The sequence below is a fragment of the Bradyrhizobium sp. LeoB3 genome (assembly GCF_055456055.1).
The window spans coordinates 103207-121258 of sequence record NZ_JBVBEF010000013.1 but is presented as its reverse complement, the minus strand read 5'-3'; the positions used below and the strand labels follow the sequence as shown (position 1 = coordinate 121258).

Annotated in this window: 16 protein-coding genes; 3 read left to right on the top strand and 13 right to left on the bottom strand. The window is 58.8% G+C overall.

Translation table 11 applies throughout. The features are described from left to right. Nucleotides 1–430: 430 nt before the first annotated feature. Together ACZXDY_RS12640 and ACZXDY_RS12635 are read left to right on the top strand one after the other, a co-directional pair. Complete coding sequence (locus ACZXDY_RS12640; RefSeq protein ID WP_464345701.1) at nucleotides 431–1111, top strand: IS4 family transposase; 681 nt, start codon at nucleotides 431–433, stop codon at nucleotides 1109–1111. Nucleotides 1112–1501: 390 nt separating this feature from the next. After that, nucleotides 1502–1762, top strand: coding sequence for a hypothetical protein (locus ACZXDY_RS12635; RefSeq protein WP_463331470.1), 261 nt, complete (start codon nucleotides 1502–1504; stop codon nucleotides 1760–1762). 118 nt (nucleotides 1763–1880) lie between these two features. Here the strand turns inward: ACZXDY_RS12635 and ACZXDY_RS12630 are convergent, their stop codons facing one another. The 4 genes from ACZXDY_RS12630 to ACZXDY_RS12615 all read right to left on the bottom strand — a co-directional run bounded on the left by ACZXDY_RS12630 (nucleotide 1881) and on the right by ACZXDY_RS12615 (nucleotide 4346). After that, nucleotides 1881–2144, bottom strand: a complete 264-nt coding sequence (locus ACZXDY_RS12630; RefSeq protein WP_464345707.1) for an H-NS histone family protein — start codon at nucleotides 2142–2144, stop codon at nucleotides 1881–1883. 141 nt (nucleotides 2145–2285) lie between these two features. Further along, entirely contained in the window at nucleotides 2286–2642 is a 357-nt protein-coding gene (locus ACZXDY_RS12625) for a hypothetical protein (protein ID WP_464345700.1), read from the bottom strand. Then, nucleotides 2635–3003, bottom strand: coding sequence for a hypothetical protein (locus ACZXDY_RS12620; protein WP_464345699.1), 369 nt, complete (start codon nucleotides 3001–3003; stop codon nucleotides 2635–2637). Before ACZXDY_RS12620 ends, ACZXDY_RS12625 begins: the two co-directional genes overlap by 8 nt. Before the next feature lie 377 nt (nucleotides 3004–3380). Then, nucleotides 3381–4346, bottom strand: a complete 966-nt coding sequence (locus tag ACZXDY_RS12615) for a transglycosylase (RefSeq protein ID WP_464345698.1) — start codon at nucleotides 4344–4346, stop codon at nucleotides 3381–3383. Nucleotides 4347–5706: 1360 nt separating this feature from the next. Between ACZXDY_RS12615 and ACZXDY_RS12610 the strand changes: the two genes are divergently transcribed. Next, complete coding sequence (locus ACZXDY_RS12610; protein WP_464345697.1) at nucleotides 5707–6282, top strand: helix-turn-helix domain-containing protein; 576 nt, start codon at nucleotides 5707–5709, stop codon at nucleotides 6280–6282. 398 nt (nucleotides 6283–6680) lie between these two features. On the opposite strand, the gene ACZXDY_RS12605 is transcribed toward ACZXDY_RS12610, so the two are convergent. The 9 genes from ACZXDY_RS12605 to ACZXDY_RS12565 all read right to left on the bottom strand — a co-directional run bounded on the left by ACZXDY_RS12605 (nucleotide 6681) and on the right by ACZXDY_RS12565 (nucleotide 17894). Further along, nucleotides 6681–7265, bottom strand: coding sequence for a hypothetical protein (locus ACZXDY_RS12605; protein ID WP_464345696.1), 585 nt, complete (start codon nucleotides 7263–7265; stop codon nucleotides 6681–6683). 169 nt (nucleotides 7266–7434) lie between these two features. Continuing rightward, complete coding sequence (locus ACZXDY_RS12600) at nucleotides 7435–7641, bottom strand: hypothetical protein (protein WP_464345695.1); 207 nt, start codon at nucleotides 7639–7641, stop codon at nucleotides 7435–7437. A 131-nt stretch (nucleotides 7642–7772) separates the two neighbouring features. Continuing rightward, entirely contained in the window at nucleotides 7773–8063 is a 291-nt protein-coding gene (locus tag ACZXDY_RS12595; protein WP_464345694.1) for a hypothetical protein, read from the bottom strand. A 498-nt stretch (nucleotides 8064–8561) separates the two neighbouring features. Beyond that, nucleotides 8562–11261 (bottom strand): virulence-associated E family protein, encoded by a 2700-nt coding sequence (locus ACZXDY_RS12590; protein WP_464345693.1) that lies wholly within the window; start codon nucleotides 11259–11261, stop codon nucleotides 8562–8564. 696 nt (nucleotides 11262–11957) lie between these two features. Beyond that, nucleotides 11958–13163, bottom strand: coding sequence for a tyrosine-type recombinase/integrase (locus tag ACZXDY_RS12585; RefSeq protein ID WP_464345692.1), 1206 nt, complete (start codon nucleotides 13161–13163; stop codon nucleotides 11958–11960). A 379-nt stretch (nucleotides 13164–13542) separates the two neighbouring features. After that, nucleotides 13543–15624 carry a molybdopterin-containing oxidoreductase family protein gene (locus ACZXDY_RS12580; protein ID WP_464345691.1) on the bottom strand — a complete coding sequence of 694 codons (2082 nt, stop codon included), beginning with the start codon at nucleotides 15622–15624 and terminating at the stop codon, nucleotides 13543–13545. Further along, on the bottom strand, nucleotides 15621–16496 hold the full coding sequence (locus ACZXDY_RS12575; RefSeq protein WP_464345690.1) for an ABC transporter permease: 876 nt from the start codon (nucleotides 16494–16496) through the stop codon (nucleotides 15621–15623). Before ACZXDY_RS12575 ends, ACZXDY_RS12580 begins: the two co-directional genes overlap by 4 nt. Beyond that, nucleotides 16493–17266: an ABC transporter ATP-binding protein gene (locus ACZXDY_RS12570; protein ID WP_464345689.1), complete on the bottom strand. Its 774-nt coding sequence runs from the start codon at nucleotides 17264–17266 to the stop codon at nucleotides 16493–16495. Before ACZXDY_RS12570 ends, ACZXDY_RS12575 begins: the two co-directional genes overlap by 4 nt. A gap of 7 nt (nucleotides 17267–17273) precedes the next feature. Then, on the bottom strand, nucleotides 17274–17894 hold the full coding sequence (locus ACZXDY_RS12565; protein WP_464345688.1) for a substrate-binding domain-containing protein: 621 nt from the start codon (nucleotides 17892–17894) through the stop codon (nucleotides 17274–17276). Between the last annotated feature and the right edge of the window lie 158 nt (nucleotides 17895–18052).

The following is an 18052-nucleotide window of genomic DNA, read 5'->3' as shown; positions in this document are numbered from 1 at the left end:
ACCCATGAATCATTGAAAAATTGATTCGGGAATCCTATAAAACGCGGCAAAATCAACAATCTGCCAAAGTAGTGCTAGGCCGTGTACCCATAAATCCGTCGGTGTGACGCGACGATAAGCCAAGCCGTGTCCGGTTTGCCCCGTTAGCGACCGAGGTGGCGCGGCGGCGCAATATGTCGCGAAGGACCAGATGCGGATATTCCAACGACAGTACGTATCCGTCCGAGAAAAAGGAAAGCGTCCGGTGGTTGGAAAATCTCAAGCAGTCTACGCAGCTGTTGGATCTTCCGGGACGATGCATCCATATTGGTGATCGCGAGAGTGACATTTACGAGCTTTTCTGCGCAGCACAGGAGATCGGAACTCATTTCCTGATCAGGACCTGCGTCGACCGCTTGGCTGGAGACGGGGATCACACGATCGCCGACAAATGGACGAGGTCGCCATCAAAGGGCTCCATCGCATCGAAGTCAGAGACAGCAACGGCGATCCCGACCAGGCCGTTCTTGAGATCAGGTATCGCAAGATTCGCGTCCTGCCGCCGATCGGAAAGCAGAAGCGCTATCCCGCTCTAACCCTGACGGTGATCCATGCCGAAGAGCGCGGGACGCCGAAAAACAGAAAGAAGATCGATTGGAAGCTGATCACCGACCTGCCTGTTGGTTCCCGCACCGACGCCATTGAGAAGCTCGAATGGTATGGTTTGAGATGGAAGATCGAGGTGTTCCATAAGATCCTCAAATCGGGCTGCAAAGCTGAGGAGTCGAAGCTCAGGACCGCCCAGCGTCTGACCAATCTGATCTCGCTCTTTTGCATCCTGAGTTGGCGGGTCTTCTGGATGACGATGCTCAACCGTTCCGCCCCGGACGCGCCGCCAGCCCTCGCGTTGACTGCGACTGAAATCGGCGTGCTCGATCGCCTCGTCAACGACAAACCAAAAGCAAGACAGAAAACGCTCTCGCACTATCTGATCAAGATCGCCCGGCTCGGCGGTTATCTCGCCCGCGCCAGCGATCCGCCGCCTGGCAATACCGTCATGTGGCGCGGGCTGTCACGCCTCACTGACATCGCGCTGGGCGCCATGGTCGGAGGAGAATTTGTGGGTAATTGAAAGCCGGTGAAGGCCGCCTTGCCGAATGAGGCGTGTTGTTGAGTACTGTCCTTATGGACAGTGATAGGCGCAGTGCCCAAGTCGAACGGCTTGAGGTGGTGGACACGGGCCGGCGACGGCGCTGGTCCGAGGATGAGAAGCTCAAGATCGTCCTGGAGAGCTTACAGACGCCGCGCCAGGTCGCGGCAACAGCGCGGCGGTATCCCTTCGTTCAACAAGCACCAAACGGAGGAACGCATGGCTAGAGCAGCATGGAAGCGGGCCGGCCCGCCTATCGGCAAGAAGGATAAATTGCCGGCACGGTTCTACCGCGGCCTTGGCATCCCCCTTGCACGAGCATGGCTATTTCAACGGCACAGGCTTGGGTCTGTTTCAGATTGAGGTATTGTCATGCGTTTAACGTCCCATTCTGGAATGCCGCGTCTTCAGCAGCTACACGCGCTGATCCGGGAGCTGAAGCAACGAACTGAGCTCTTGAGTGCCGATATCGCGGAAACGGAGCAGAGGGCGCGCGCCTTCAACTTAAAGCATGCGGCCTATCCTCCTACTGCCTTGAACCTACGAGGCCGTCGCGACAAGCTTCTCGCTACGATCGCCAGGCTGGAGGATCAATTGAAGCCTGTTGATGTCGTAGGTGCCAAACGTTATTGATACCGGAACAAACGCCTACTCTCGACTTTTCGACGGCATGACGTGCCCTCAGCGCTCCAAGCCGATGACCGAAGCCCCGCCAGCACGTGTCCTTTGAGAAAGCGAAGTCCGCCCGCGGTCAGATTCTGAATTCGTCCATCTGTCGTCCTGATTTCAGCTGCTTTGCCAGCCAGCGCGGGCACTTGCCCCGACCGGCCCAGGTCTCAGCCGGATCATCAGGATTTCGATACTTGGGAGAGACAAGCGGATAGGATCGCCGTCCAGACGCTGGCTGTTCTAACCGATTCAACCTGTCGACCAACCGCTGCCTCTGTTGAGTGATCTTTTCCTTCAGCACGTCTGAGATCTCCACGTGCAAAGTCCATAGACGGTCAAGATCCATTTTTTCGAGTTCTGCTCGTCTCATTATGTCCCCGTTTTCAAATTCGCAGACCCACCAGGTAAAAATAAGATTTCTCATCTTGGTTAAACTGAGACCAAAATGCGTAATTAAATCGGATTTTGCGGGCGAGCGCGGATTATCTCAGCGCCATTGACGCCTCGAATTTTCAATGCTGCGCCGCGATCGTTGTCGAGGATGCCAGCTCCACAGGGTGCGCCCGGCCGACGGTGCGGAGTATCTCGGGCCGCTCGGCGTATAGTTCGTGCCACTCGCGAACTTGCTGGGGATCGTGGAGATCGAACTGCGAGCGAACGGCCCCCCAAAAGCCTTGTTGCTTGGTGTGTGGTGTCGCGCCGCGTCGCCAGTTTGCGCCAGCTTGCGCGACAACTCGCCTGTTCGCTGTACGGCATCACTTGAGTTGGCGAAGTTACGCCCGTCCTGGCCGATTTCTTTGAGAATGTCGAACTCAAGCTCAGCCCGCTGGAAAGCCTTAAGCATTCTTCGCTCCCATTGCGCAGAGTATTGCTTCCCGCGCTTCCTTGCTCATCGTGTCCCAGTTCTCCACGCCGGGATCGTCCTCCCCCGCCACCATGGGCTTGAAGCGATCTCTTTCGAATCCAACCTTGGCGGATATCGAAGAAATCTGGCCAACGTAGTAACCCTTCAGTTCAGAGCTGGCGAAGGCCTCTTGGATCACGCCCTCGAGTTGGATGCGTTCGGCGTTTGCATCGGCGATGGCCTCAGTCACGCGAATGCCCGCTCGCTCTACTTGATACTCCTGCAGAATATCAAGCAGATTTGAACGCACGTACTTCAGCGCGTCAGGTGTACCCCTGACAGTCGACATGTAGACAAGCACTGGGGTTGGTCGTGATGGGCCAACTGCGGATTCACGCACCGCAACAAATGGCTCTGTATTCGATCACCTCGTCGGCGAGCAACAAGACCGATTCCGAGATGGTGAGCCCGAGCGCCTAGCTGGCGGCTTCAAACCGGACATCGGCGATCCAGTTGCGCTTGCGCCGGCTCAGGCGGGCTTGTTCATTCTCGCCCTCGAAGATTGCCCGCGCGCGTCGGAGCAGCGCAGGTTCTAAATTCTCAAATGCGTTGACGCTGATGACGGCTAGAGGCAGCCGTCGATTCGGCTCGTGACCACCGGCACCCCGCCACACGCGGTGCAAAGGTGAAATTCGGCAGTCTTGGTGCCGCAACTCCTGCCTACCACTTAACGGAAATTTACTGGTTCGCCCGTGCGGTGGCGGTGGCCATGTATTTCGAATAAAAATCAGCAACCCGGTCGCGCCACATTCCGACGAACGTCCCCGATGTCAGCTTATCGACCGATTTCCACGCGCGTTTGACGGCCGGAAGGGTATTTCGCCAGATCGCGCGTTTACACCATTTTTCGCCTTTCTCCATGCCTTCGCTGGTGGCACACATGGATCTCCAAGCGATACGATCAGGTTGGCTGATGTGCTCGGCGGCGCCTTCCCAACCTTGTTGATGGATTAAGTAAAGATCGCTCAAGGTCGGCTTCTTGTGCGTCACCCACTCGAACAGAATGCCTTCCGTAATGACCTTGTAGGCCGCCGCAACGGCGTTGTCGCGGGGATCACGAATCTGCCCGGAGCCGAATTTGTTGAACTCGTATTCGCTCAGTTGGAACAGGCCGATATACGACCCAGTGCGTTGCTTGGGGTCGAAACCGGACTCGATCTTGGCAACCGCTTTCATGAAATTGAAATCCAGACCGAAAGCGTCGGAAGCGCGCTTGATCTCCTCGACCGGCGTTCCGACCGGAGTGTCCTTGAGCGAATTTAAGACGACAGCCGCCGGCTTCTCGGCAGGCGGCAGTTCGGACCATACGTAATAGATGAGATATCGGAAATCTTGCGTCACCGGCTTGGGGGCATCGTCGGGCGCATCGCGCGTTGTCGGCATCGGTTGGACGGCATCATGGTGGCCCAAGGCCATCCATTTTGCCTCGAAAGAATCGTCGCCGATTTCGGCCGCTATTCCAGGTCCGGCAGATGTTTCCGGCACGGCGGCGGAGAGCGCAGGCGCGCGGGGTGTCTCGGCGCTCACAGCCGCTTCGGGCATTGCCCCCGGCGCGGTCACGCCTGGCGTGTCTCCGCCGACCTGATGGATCATCCCCGTGAATGTTATGGCACTCACGATGCAGGTGGCCTGCAAGGCTTTCATGCCCCCAACTCCGCGGCACGGTCCCCGAAAGAACGCTACACGCATATTCCCCGTAGTCCAAGGCGAGTCCGTTTTTAGTGGAATGTCCCAAGCGAGGCGACGGACAGGATTGGGATGAGTCACATTTACTGAAGCTGTTGCCCAAATGCGACATCCTTCACGTCGCTCGCGACTGCCAAGGCTCTTGGCCTCGACATCCCGCCCGCGATGCTCGCACTCGCGGATGAAGTCATCGAGCAACCCGCCACTTCGCCTTTGGGTCATTTTCGACCGATTCGGTCGGCTCAGACTGCCGGTTCACATCCGCTTCGCCCGAAAAGCGGACATGAGCCTGGAGGGACGACAAAGCATAAGGCGCGTGGCCGAAGGGTTGTGATTCAAGTTCCCAGCGGGTAGCTTCGATTTGTACGCCAAGAACTCGAGGAATCGCGTTCAACCGAACGATGCTTGCCGAGGAGCCGCGCTCACGCGCAGGGAGCGCCGATGCAACTGAAACGCGAACGACAGAAATCATTGTTCAACGGCGGCCGGCATCAATGACTTGAAAACCGCCGATCGTGTTTCGCGGGTAGGCCAGGGACCGCGCAACGAGTGGTTCACCATTCCGGTAGCGAACCAAGCAAGGACGCGAGACCCTCGATCCTGCCGATCTCGTCGACTAAATTACGCACGAAGCCCGCGCTTCTGGGTCGCTGTCGGTGCAAGCTATGAGTACGCCGATGCGCCGCATTCGCTCTGGCTGCTGCGCGCCGCCGCAAGCGGCGAGACCGCCGCGCCGCCAAGAACACGTCTGTTGTCCGGGTACATCAGCATGTAGCCTGCGCCGCGCGCAACAAGTCGCGAAGCGGTCTGACCAACGGGCGAGGGACGCAATCGACTGGAGGATCATCAATTCAACAGAAAGCAACCCATGTGGTTACCGTCGCAGTAAACCGTCCCTGCCGGCCGACCTGCCTGCAGGCTGGCTCGGCGCGATGGTGTTTTGCCCTCGCGCTGGCGCTGGTCGCCTGGGCCACCGTTACTATCACCAGGGCCGGTTCGAACGTCCCCACGAACTTGCCGACTACCACATGTCGAGAGCGGACCGTACCGCTTCACGCGCGAACCCCACCCCGACAACTTCGAGCCGGCTGCTGCGATATAGACCTGCGGTGAAACTGAGAAATGGCTGCGGCGTAATCGTTAGAGGAGAGGATCGCACTTCTCGTGGAAGCTTGTCACCTTCTCACGGTTACATGGCTTGCACGACACCGACCGCATCACCAACTCAAAGCTAATCGTGTCAAGATCCAGGTAAACTAATCCCGCCTTCTTTGTTGCCCCGTTTCCGACGTGGCGGATCGCGAGAGGCATCGCGTGTATGAATGGAGAATTTATGGGAAACACTGTTACCGAATCCGAGTACCTCTCGGTCCAAGAAGTAGCTGAACGTTACGGCGTTAGTCAAAGTACCGTCAGGCGCGAAATTAATCGGGGTCGATTACGCGCTCGGCTTATTAAAAGTGCCTATGCAATTCGACCTTCTGACGCTGAGAATTGGCTTGCTCGGAACGGGAACATGGCTCGCGTGTTTAACCTGAGCAAACCTGGTAGTCCTTCGATCGCTATCGCGCACGACCTACTGCGAGTTCTTGTCTGGGCGTCGCTCGGCGGTCGGAGAGGCTATCGGATCAGGTCAGATGCTGACAAAAAGCTAGTGGAGCGCCTCCGAGTTTTGGGCTTTGAAATCGAAGTTCGGCACGCTCACGGGCGGCCGGCCGAGGCCCGAGCAAAAGATTTTGTAGAGGTCTGCATCGGCGGGGGGTGTCATAGCCTGCCCGGTCCAGGTCCGCGGCATGCATATTCGGCAAACCCGAGGATTAGCGAAGCAGTGAAGGCGACTGTCATGGGCTATTGGGCGCCGTACATGCGCGATAAGGGTGGTTCAGGCAAGTAGCAGCCGCCGTACCGGTTGCTACGGGGTACCCGCGGGCAGCGACGGATGTCGCCGGGATTCGAAGGGTGCAGGCGGGGCTCAGATCGCGCGGCGGCACTACTTGCGGGCTTGCTCGAGATACCCGCGCCGCGTGAATTCGCGAGCGGGCACCCGCGATCCAGCCAAGTTCAGTTGTCACCTTTGCAAGATGTCGATCGGTACCTGCCGTGCGCTCGCGTTGAGGGACCGCAGAACGTCCCAACAAGTTTTGAGTGCTGGTCCGCTCCCGCCCATCGAAGCTCCTCTTGCCGCGCAAAGGATGACGATCGAACAGCGCTACAGCGAGGGGCTGATCGGATGAATGGTGCGCGCTGGATTGTGTACCTTGGTACCTTATACGCATGGTGGCCACTGCAACTTCAGTCGCTCCGCCGCCACCAGTCAATATCGGCATCAATATCCCACGACAATGCATCGGCGATCGGACCGGAGTTTGGGTATCCTTGACGCATGTGGCGATCGGCCACGCGCTTAGCTTCGGCGACCGAAGAAAATGTGGCGCGGTGCCAGTGCTCGTCGTGGAGTGAGCAACCGTTTCGCGACGCCTGATACTTCCGAACATCGACCTTGGTTATCCTTAGCTCGCCGTACTGTGTCCATCTGGTCCAGTCTCCGTCGAACTCACGCTCCCAACGATGAGGATGATGTCTGTGATGGTTCGCGATCGTGGGCACGATGAAATCGACAGTCTGAACGCTGGCAATGGGATCACCGAGATCGTCATATACCACCGGGTTGCCGGCATCGTTCGGGCTCGCGGACCCGGCTAGGGCACCTGTGTCGCCGTTGAAAACTTCCCACTTTCCGGGTGCACGCGGTGTTGGCCGGAGGTCATATTTTGGCTGGTATCTTAGTTGATGGGACCGCCGCCGCGCCAAGCGCGTCTGCCCCGTTTGCTTGCTTCTTAATGCATCGAGATCGATGTCAAAATCCCCAACACTCATCTTGGTCTTCCTTGTTTCGGTGAGACGGCCGTTGGGGAAAGCCGTTCTCAGTACGCTAAATCTGAATTGGTAAACAGTTTGTGTTGCTGGGACGAACCCAACGACACCTGCGTAGCTCCACGGTTCGGAGGCGCAGCCGCCAGCGGCACTGGCGGCTGCGCCTCCGAACTCATGACGTGAGAGAATCGCTGACAAACTCGAATGTTGCCATGGTGTGAGTGACGGTAAGAACGTCGAGTGCTTTGTTCAACTCTTCGGGATCTGCTTCGTCTCTGAGCCAAATATCCACGACACGTTCGAGTGCCCTGTCGCGCTTTCGATAGAGATTGTTGAGCGAATTTCGGCTGGCGGGTTTCTTCTTCTTTGGCTTTTCCATTACGCTTACTCCCAGCCGCGGGTTAAAGGGCAGCAAGCGGCGGCGTGAATTAAGGGCAGACATTGGAACGAGATCACGATCTCCCGGCGTTGCGGGGGTCGACGGTGCGAGACGGGGTCCTTATTGTGGTTCTACTTTTGCAGTGGCCGTACGGGCCGAGCCCAGCCTCGCGTGACCGTGTCGCGAAAGCCACCAGGCATCAGTCGCCTCGACTTTATTGGAACAAAGTTCAGACTACGCATCACGGCAGCAAGGCGGCGTGCGCCGCCGGTGGTAGCTGGTGCGCGAAGCAGGTCGAGCAGCGCGGCAGTGCTAATAGCATCCTTGTCGCGCACGGCAGCTTCCACCTTTTTAAGCCAAGGGTCTTCATGAGGCGCCTCATGTTCAAGGCGCGCTTGATGCAGCTTTTCGAGGAACGACATGACCATCTCCATCCCGCGGCATGCTCTCTCTTCATATCCGCCACGCGTTCTTGTACGCACGACGTTGATGCGATTTCGTAACTCGGTGGCAAATCATCACTCAAATGTGTCGGGCGGTTCGTGGGAGCCTGTCTGTTCAAAGGTTGTGACGACTTCAAGGTAGGAGGCGAGCACGGGCGATGGCGTGGATCGGTTCTACCTTTGGGCCAGTGCAGGGGAGGGCGGGTCACCGCCGGCGGTGGTCGTGACATCGTGCCACCTTTGCAGACACGGCAGAAATTAAGTTGTGGTGAGGGGTCCGTCAGCCTGACATACCAAGACGGGCGTCCGGCAGTACAGAAAAGCGCGGATTTATCACGATCTGGACAGACCTGACGGACCTTGACGGAGTTTATATCCTTTCTTGCCGTGCGACCATTAGGCTCTCGACAACGGTCGCTGTAGCAATATGAGGAAGCTCCAGGGGATTCACCGTCAGGTGTGTCAGCCCGTCAACGGTTAATCGCAGATGCCGGTGCGGACAGGCAGGGGCGAGAGTTCTTTGATGCCCATTGCAGCATGGGCTGTTTGTTGGGCGACGCTGAAAGGCACGGCACGGACATATCCCCGCTTCGTTACGCCGGCGATGGTGATCCTGCCGCTTTCGGGTCGTCCCCACCCAGCATGCTGCATCGCATGGGCAAGTCGCTGACTGTGCTGTGAAGTTTGTTGGGCAGGCGGTATCTGGAGAATATGCGTTAGTACATCGGCGGTGAAAACACGTTCAAAGCCATCGCCTGTCCTGTGCACGATGCTCAGGTTATCATCCAGATTAGCCAACGCATCTTCCCACGGGTCCGTAACGCGGCGTAGTTCCTGAACGGTCCGGGCATCACTCCAAAGGCTTTCATCCAATCCAATACACTCACCCGCAGCCTCATAGGTTGCGGCCTCGCCCAGCAACTGGTCGCGGTCCCGCTTTAGTGCCTCGATATCGACTTTTCCGGTCTTAAGGGGCCACCATCGACGATTGCCGGTCTGCGAAAGTAAGTATGCCTCGTTGTTAGTCGTGGCCCATTCAATTGAGCGGCGAGGGCGATCCTCACGGACACGGCCATACGCGGGGCGCGCGCGGTCGACCTGACGACTAGCGAACGCCTTGACTTGTTCCACCTCGGCGCGCCGCATACCCGCCAGGTCCGCATTCTCGTGCATCCAAGTGCCTTCGAGTTGTTCCTGAATTTCTTTGTCACTTGCTCCAAGGATGGACTGATCATTGAAATTGTCGTCCCCGGCCAAGACGCGAATTGCGCTTGATTTGTTAAGCCCCTCAGGTCCTTCAAGCACGGTGATGAAATCGAATTTGCATCCTGGGACCCGGGCCCTGCGGCATGCCGCCACGAGCACGCTTCGTCCAATGGCTCGATTAAGCGGAGTATCCTCGCAGCCAAGATAGTCGATGACCCAAGCGTCGAGGCGCTGCACCCCGTCCCACTTGCCTTGGCAGTCGTCTAAAAGATCGAGCACAGGATCAAAGGCGTTGTCCCGCGCTATCTCATTGATGGCCGCGAACGTGTTGGGATCGCCGCAATCAATACAATAGGTGTTGTTGATCAGACTGCGAACCGCGCTCACCGTTTGGTCCGTGAGCAAGCCCTCGCGGATCGTCTTGGAGTTTCCATCATATGAAACCGTTGTGCGGTTATGAAACAAGTCAAGGCGAGCCTCGATACCAAGCGATCGGATTGCAATCACGGCATTGGCAAGCGTCGGCTTTGGCCGGCCCAACTTATCCAAATCCCGGAACTTCACCGCCGCCGTCCCAGCTTTGGTGGGGCTCTGCCGCGTCCCTATCGGATTTACCGTGGCGGTAACCGCCGGCCTTAGATTGAGCGGTGACTTCCCTTTCGCGAAGAGCGGGCACGTCGCGCAAGATTTGCAGCCAGCGCCTGCAATGGCTGCGCAGCTCGGATAACCCACTCCTCGCTCCGCCCTATCTCTCTCCTTCCGTTCGAACAGCGCCTGGGTTTCATCCCAGTTGTACGTCCGATGGGCCTTGGAAATTTTGTGCGCGTAATCGTTGCCGTCCTCCATGAACGCGGTGCAGAGCACCGAGAGGTTCCACAATGGGTTATCGTAGTCCTTGCCTCCGGTCGCGATTGCGTCCCGCAGGAAGCCGCACTGCTGAAAGACAGGCCTGGGGTCGAGTAGCGCATTGCTGCGCTCGATACCCGCAGCCAGGGTGTTGTCGGCGGTCAGTGCGGCGAACGCCGGGTCAGGAGAAGCTGCGAAGCCGGGCTCGATCTGCGCCTCGCGCGGTGCGGCGGCCGGATCACTTGCTGCGGCCGCCGGCACCTTGGGCAGGAAGGCAAGGTCGGCGACGAAGTTGTAGTCGGCGCCAAGGTGCAACAGCTGCACCGGGCGCGGCGGATTGTATTTGTGGTTGTTAGTGCCAGGGACGCGCAGGATGCGCACGTCGTCCGTGGTCAGGCCGGTGTCGCACAGGATGCCTTCGGCGAGCAGGAGCTGCTTCAAGCCTTCGGCGTAGGGGCGCCACTCGTCCGGCGACAAGGGGACGTTGCTGATCCAGTAGACGTGCAGGCCACCACCGGAATACACGATAGCGGTGGGCTCCGGTAATCCGACTTTTCTGCAGAACACCAGGATGGCTCTCAGCGCCTCCTCTAATGTCCCATAGTGTTTGGGGTCGTTTTCTTTGACGTCAACGTCAATCCAGATCGCCTTCAACCAGCGCGCGTTGCTGTGCTTGCGGACGGCCTTCGGCTTGCCGGCACGGTTCTCGCCGCACTCAGCCTGTTGAGACGTGCAGTACCAAACGTCGTAGAACTGGTCGGTGGTCTCAAGCCACTTCGCACGACCGATGAACTCGTCGATGCTCTTGAAGGGCCAGCCGATCACCCAGTCCTTGCCGCCGTTCTTGGACGGATCACGGTTCTTCATATGGCAGTGCAGGTTGATCCAGCCGGGACCTTGTTGTCCCGGCCAGACAACGACACGTTCCAGGAACTGGCGGTTCGGATCAGCGAACTGCGGCGCCGAGCAAATGGGTCGGGCCGGTGCGGGTGTGGGGGCTGCTCCACCGGTGGGCGAGGTTCGTCGTGGTGAAGTGTGTTTTCGGCCGACTGCGGTGGGGACCGTTACTGTGGCGCTACCACCGGGCGCCGTCGTCACGCCCTCGGGTGGGACTGTGTCGGTCATGGCCCCTATCCTCCACTTGGAGGTGTCAGCAGGTCGCCCAGCCCGTAACGAACCAAACGCCCGAATTTGACGAACGGCGGCCACTGCCCTTTGGAGCGGCGCACGGAAAGCGCGGACTCCGTCAACCTGGTGACGAGCGCTGTTTCAGCCGGCGTAAGAAGTGCATTGCAGGGAAGCCTATAGATCTCCTCCAAGGAGCGAGGCGCTAATCTCGGGCGCGATCTTCCTTTTGGGTGCTTATGGGAGGATTTGTCTGTCATTGTGGATCACCTCCACCACACGTGGAACATGATCCAGAAAGGGAGGTTATTGCGTTTATTTTTTATTAATCATGTTGCGTCCGGGCTGTGATTCGCTCTTGCGGGTGGGTGAGGCATGGATCCCTGTTCTTGCCCTTCTCTGAGAGGAGCGATTTTCGAGCTTGCTGACAAGGCGCCTCTCTCGTCTTCGCTGTCTTGGACAAGTCGACTGCCGCGAACCCCTCGTTCCTCAAGACGTCGGAAACCAGGGCCGCGATGGCTTTTGGGCCCGTCTGGGGCCCCCTCACCGGCTGATGTTCGCTCGCTGCAAAGCGCACGAGACCTGGACTATAATCGCCTCGACGGTGTCGAACCAATGAGGCAGACCATCCGAGGCCCAGCGGGTTCGTCAGTCGCCGCCGCTCCGCTCAATTTCCTACTCGACAGATAAGCCAATCTAAACATTGCGGGACCTTGCTGAGGTAAGGGACGCTACCGCATCGCTTAGCGCCTGGCGTGCATCCTCGCCGGCCAGACGAACGTAGGCCCGTGCCGAAGCGATGCTGCGATGTCCAAGGCCGCTTGCGATGATGTGCGGGCTTGCGCCCGTACGCGCGAGCGCTGTTCCGACGGATCGTCGGAGATCGTGGATGCGCAGGTCCTGGATGCCGGCCCGAAGCAACACGCGAGCCCAGGCTTTTGGCAGGCCCACCAAATGGCCGCCGCCGATAGGACTTGGAAAAACCCACTGTTCGCCGGCCGAGCGGCTCAATTGCTCCCGAAGGAGCGCCACCGCAGGTTCGGTGAGCGGCAGCGGAGTGGGCGTTTTGTTCTTGGCAACCTGGCCCGGGATCGTCCAAATGGCCGCTGCGAGATCGAGATCTTCCCATCGCATGCTGAGGACGGCGCCGCGACGAGCGCCCGTGAACAACAGCATCATGAACACGCTGGCCCAGGGCTCCCCCTCTGCCTCGATGCCGGCGAGAAGGTTGCCCAATTCGCCTGTTTTGACCACCCGAGCACGTGATTCCTCCTGAAACCGAAGCAACCCCCTAGCAGGATTGATCGGCAGGCGGTCCGAGCGGACGGCAAAGTTCAGGAAGGCCGAGAGAAAAGAAGCCACGCGATTGGCGGCGATGGGGCGGGTCGCGCCGATCCGATCAACGAGTGATTGGCAATCGCCGCGACAGAGTTCGAGCAATGCTTTGCGGCCCAGCGCCGGCGCGACTTCTGCCTCCCACCTCTGGGCATCTCTCGCCCAGGTCCGATTGCGCTGCTTCAAATGCGCCAAGTAGAGCGGCCATAAATCGGCGAGTGTCATTTTTCGCGCGCGCGCGGCCTTGCGCAGCGCGACAGGATCATCACCGCGGGCGAGTTCGCCCGCTATGCTTTGTGCGGCTTGGCGTGCCCCATCGAGTCTGAGCCCGGGTATACGGCCCAGCGTGAAGCGCTGCGCTCTGCCATTTATTTTTTTGACGACCACGAAAGAGCGGGCGCCCGCTGCCGTGATCCGTACGGCAAGGCTGGGGGTGACGGTATCGTAGACGTAGGCAACTCCCGAAGCCGGCGGTATCAATCCTGCGATCCGTTGCTCCGTGAATTTCAGCCGAGCAGCCTTGCGTCGAGCATTGAAAGATGCGGGGAGGGCGGAAATGGCATCCATCGGTAAGAACCTCATTGCAACTTCAGTGCAACCTCTACAGCGAATGCACGAAAGGTTCAGCAAACTTTGCGGGATAAATTTGGTGTGTTTTCAACTGCTGCTACGTCGAGCAGACTCTAGCAAACGAAGGGGCCGAGACTGAAAATCGCAGTGTCGGTGGTTCGATTCCGCCCCTGGGCACCAATCTTTCGGCAATCCGAGCAGATTTGCGAACTCGTTCAATCATTGCGGATTTTCGCCTAGTGCGAGCAGCCTCCATGGAGGGCAGGCCGATGATAGCTGGCGACCGTTACGATCCTCAAATTTTTGCCGGCCACAGACCCACGATCATCTATGGAGAGTCACGAAAAGACCCGATCAGTCACGGAGAATCCGTGATCTAGACCTGCTGTTGAAGTCGACGCATCCAGATCGCCGTGTCATGGAAGGCGCTTCCTCCATTGGGGGGAACGGCATCGTCACCGATCAGTTGGTTGACGCCCAGGCCGTCCGAGAAATCTTTATTCGGCCAGATGCCTTCAACGACGATGACACCGACGCGCGCGCTGCTGTCAATCTTTGCCGCAAGCTGCAGTTGACCACGCTTATTGCCAATCATCACGACATCGCCATCTGCCAATTCCGCACGGGAGGCATCATCCGGATGCACGATCGCGCGCGGCTCGCCTTCGCGGCTGCGTGAATTTCCGATCTCGGTGAATGTCGTGTTCAGGAACATGCGCGCCGGCGGTGCCACCAACCGAAATGGATGTTCCTCGTCTGCAAGTTCGTAATTTTCGAGATAGGAAGGCAGCGGCTGCATGTGCTGGACGTTGGGCCCGATGGCTCTCCAGTCGGGCTTGAAGTGAAACTTCTTGTCCGATGTGGGAAACCCATCCAGAAAATGGGCGCTACAGAATGGATCGGCGCACTCAACCCACCCGACGTCGTATGCTTCGGCAGCCGTTCCCTTGCCCGACGCGCGCAGCGTTTCGTCGATCAGATCATAGGCGCTCATCTGGAAACTCGGGTGATCCGAGCCGAGCCGTTGCGCGACGGCGCAAACCACTTCGTGATTGGTCCAGCTCTGCTCGAACCGGTCCAGAACTTTCGGACCAACGGTGATGTAGGTGTGTCCAAGCCCATAATAGAGATCGTCCGCCTCGAGGAACATCGCCGCGGGCAGAACGATATCGGCATAGCGCGCCGTCGGCGTCATGAACTGTTCGTGCACACAGACGAATAGGTCTTCGCGGCTCAGGCCTTGCGCCACCTTGCGGCTGTCCGCCGCGACATTTGCGGAATTCGCGTTCTGCATGATCATGGCCGCAACCGGCGGACCACCTTTCAGGGCGTCCCGTTCGCCAGTCAGAATAGCGCCGATGCGGGACTGATCGAGAACCCGCGTGCTCGGATCTTTGAGATCGAGTCCATGCGCCAGTGTCGTATCCAGCTTCCAGTTGTCGAGAGACAAGAAGAATGCGCCACCACCTTGATGCTGCCAAGAGCCGGTGATCGCCGGCAGGCAAGACACCGCGTGCATGTTTGCCGCCCCGTTTCGCGACCGCGTGAAGCCAAAGCCCAGACGCAGAAAACTGCGCTTGGTCTGGCCGTAAAGCCTGGCGACATCCACGATCTGCGACACCTCGAGGCCTGTGACCGCTGCGGCCCGTTCGGGTGTCCAGGCTTCAATGTGACGTTCGACATTGTCATCAAAATCAGTGAGACGCGACATATAAGCGCGGTCGGAATAGCCCTCCTTCAGGAGGACATGCATCATCCCTAGCGCCAGAGCGGCGTCCGTTCCGGGGCGCACGATCAATGCGATATCGGCGGCCGCGACGGTCGGCGTTTTGTAGACGTCGACGACCACGAGTTTGGCACCGCGCGTTTTGCGGGCGCGAGCGATATGGGTCATGGCATTGACCTGCGTCGAGACGGGATTGCCGCCCCACATCAGGATGAGATCGGACTCCGCCATCTCGCGCGGGTCGCAGCCGCGCAACTGTCCTACACCGGCTCTCCAGCCGGACTCTGCCGGCGTGACGCAGATGGTCGTCTGCTGCTGTGAATATCGGAAGGCGTGACGCAGCCGATCCAGACCCCGGCGCTGGATCACTCCCATATTGCCTCCGGAATGATACGGCCACACGGCTTCCGAGCCGTAGGTCTGGGTCGCCTTGGTAAAGCGCTCGGCAATCTCATCCAGTGCCTGATCCCAGGTGATGGGCGCAAACTCGCCGGATCCCTTAGCGCCGGTACGTCGAACCGGCTGCGTCAACCGGTCTGGATGATGCACGCGCTCGGCATAGCGCGCGACCTTGGTGCAACAGACGCCGGACGTATAGGTATTGCTGGCGCTGCCACGCACACGGCCGATCTTCGTCGGCGACAACCGCTCAACTTCCAGGGCGCAGGCGCTCGGGCAATCATGAGGGCAAGCCGTCTTGACGAATCCAGTGTTCAGCATATCTCGCCTCAATCGTTCCGGAATTCTGCGGACCAGTGCAGCAAGCGCGCTTCAACGGCGCGAAGCAAATAGACCAGACCAACACCGAGCAAACTCAGGATGGTGATCGACGCGAACATGTCCGTCGCATTCAGCGTCGCGAGCGACGTCGTCATGATGTAGCCCATGCCCGTGGCGGAGCCGACGAACTCGGCCAGAACGACGCCGATCAGTGCGAAGCTGATCGCGTTGGGCAGCGACGCGAACGTCCACGCCGCCGCCGTCGGAATCCGGACGCGCCACAAAATCTGCGACGGCCGTGCACCAAGCGTGCGGCAAAAATTCACCAGCTCCTTCTCGACGCTATTAGCGCCCTTGTAGGTGTTGAAAAACACGAGGAAGAACACCACAAACCACGAAGTCACGACCTTAGAGACCAGTCCCAGGCCGAACAGCATCGTGATCAGCGGCACGAACGCGATGCGCGGAGTCGAGTTGAGCGCGACGATAAATGGATTTAGCACTCGCGCCAGAAAGCGATTCTGGGCAAGCGCCACGCCGAACGCGAAGCCGGACCCCACGCCCACAAGCAAACCGAGGCCTGTCGCATAGAGCGTCGCGATCAGATGCGGCCAGATCGAATTCTTCCCGGGCTGCATCCAGGCCCAGATCCGCGTGGCGATTAGCGATGGCCGGCTGATGAAGAACGGATCGAAGATCGAATTTTGCTGCATCCAGGTTATACGTGTCAGCCCTTCCCAAACGCCGAGGAAAATGACGAGGATGGCGATCTGCCAGAGCGTAACGCGCAGGCGTTCGCCCTTGGACTCCTTGCGCGATGGCGTCGCGGCCGATGCGTTGACCACGTTGCTCGGAAGAAGATGTGCTCCGGGTTCACTGCTCATGCCGCAGTCCTGAACTGATTGCCGAGGACTTTCCAGACCTGCTGAATATGCGCCGTGAATTCGGCAGATTGCCTCAACTCAAAAACATCACGCGGATATGGAATGTTGATCACTTCCTCGAGCAGCGTATGACTCGGCGGTGACGACAGCACGATCACGCGGCTGGCCAGCGTCACGGCCTCATCCAGATCATGCGTAATCATCACGATGGTCTGGCCGAGTTCCCGCCAGATCTCCAGCAACTCGCTGTGCAAATGCGTCTTGGTGTGTGTGTCGAGCGCGCCAAACGGCTCGTCGAGCAACAACACTCTTGGATCGACCGCGAGGCTCATGCACAGCGCCACGCGCCGCCGCATACCGCCGGATAATTGATGCGGATAGGCGTCGGCGAAGTTCGACAGATGTACGAGCCGCAGAAGCTTATCGATCTTCTTGTCGACATCGCCCTTAGAAGCCTTGGCGAATTTGAGGCCGAGGCCGACATTCTGCCGAACCGTGTACCACGGGAGTAGCGTGTCCTTCTGGAATATGTAGCCGAGTGAAGGCGGCACGTTCCCGGCCACGGGCTGTCCATTGACCGTGATCTGCCCCGAGCTCGGCTGCGTGAAGCCCGCGATCATGTTCAGGATCGTGCTTTTGCCACAGCCGGACGGCCCGACGATGCAGACGAACTCGCCTTGTTCGATGGTCAGCGAGACATCGCCCACTGCCTTCACCTGCTCGCCGGACTTGGCCAGGAACGATTTGCTAACGTGATCGAGCCTGATCATGATGCGCTCACTTCGCGCGCGCTTTTCGGACAAAGTCCATGTTGATCGCTTTCTTGTACGGCACCATCGCCATCTGTTCGGGCGTGAACTGCCGATCCTTGATGATGCCCAGCAAGCGGTCGTAGCTCTCTTCGCCTATGATGTTGTCGCTGGAAAAGACATTCTTCTTGTAGAACGCGAGGCTGCTGGTGACGGTCTCTTTCGGCAGGCCGCTCATGTAGTCGTCGTAGAGCAGCTCGGTCAGGCTCTCCGCGGAATTGGCATTGATGAAGTCCTGCGCTTTTACCAGTCCCGTCACGACGGCCTGCACTGCCTCGGGATTCTTATCGATCTGTTCCTGCAGCACGTAACAGCCGATGCCGGGAACGTCGCCGCCGAACGTGCTGTTCCAGGTCGCGTCGTCGCCGATCGTGAACAGCGGCACTGCCCAGTCTTCATGCTTGACCTGGTCAAGCATCGCCGACGTCGCGACGGTTGCTGCAACCTGCTTCGATTTCAAAGCTCCCAGCATGGTCGAGAAATCGCCGAGGCCACGAATATCGACATCCTTGGCACCGCCCTTCCCCGCCACGCCGAACTCGTATTTGGTGGCCGACAGTTCAGCCTTGACCGTCGTGGATAGGATCACCGGAGCAACTATCAAGCCTTTGGCCACTTGCCGACGGCTAAGCAAAGATCGACCCGCACCGCTCATACAGTGTCTCCCGATTAGAGTGCAAAAAACATGAGCAGACTGACAGGCTGCTGCATATTGCGGCAAACAGTAAATTGCGCTCGTAGCCATCT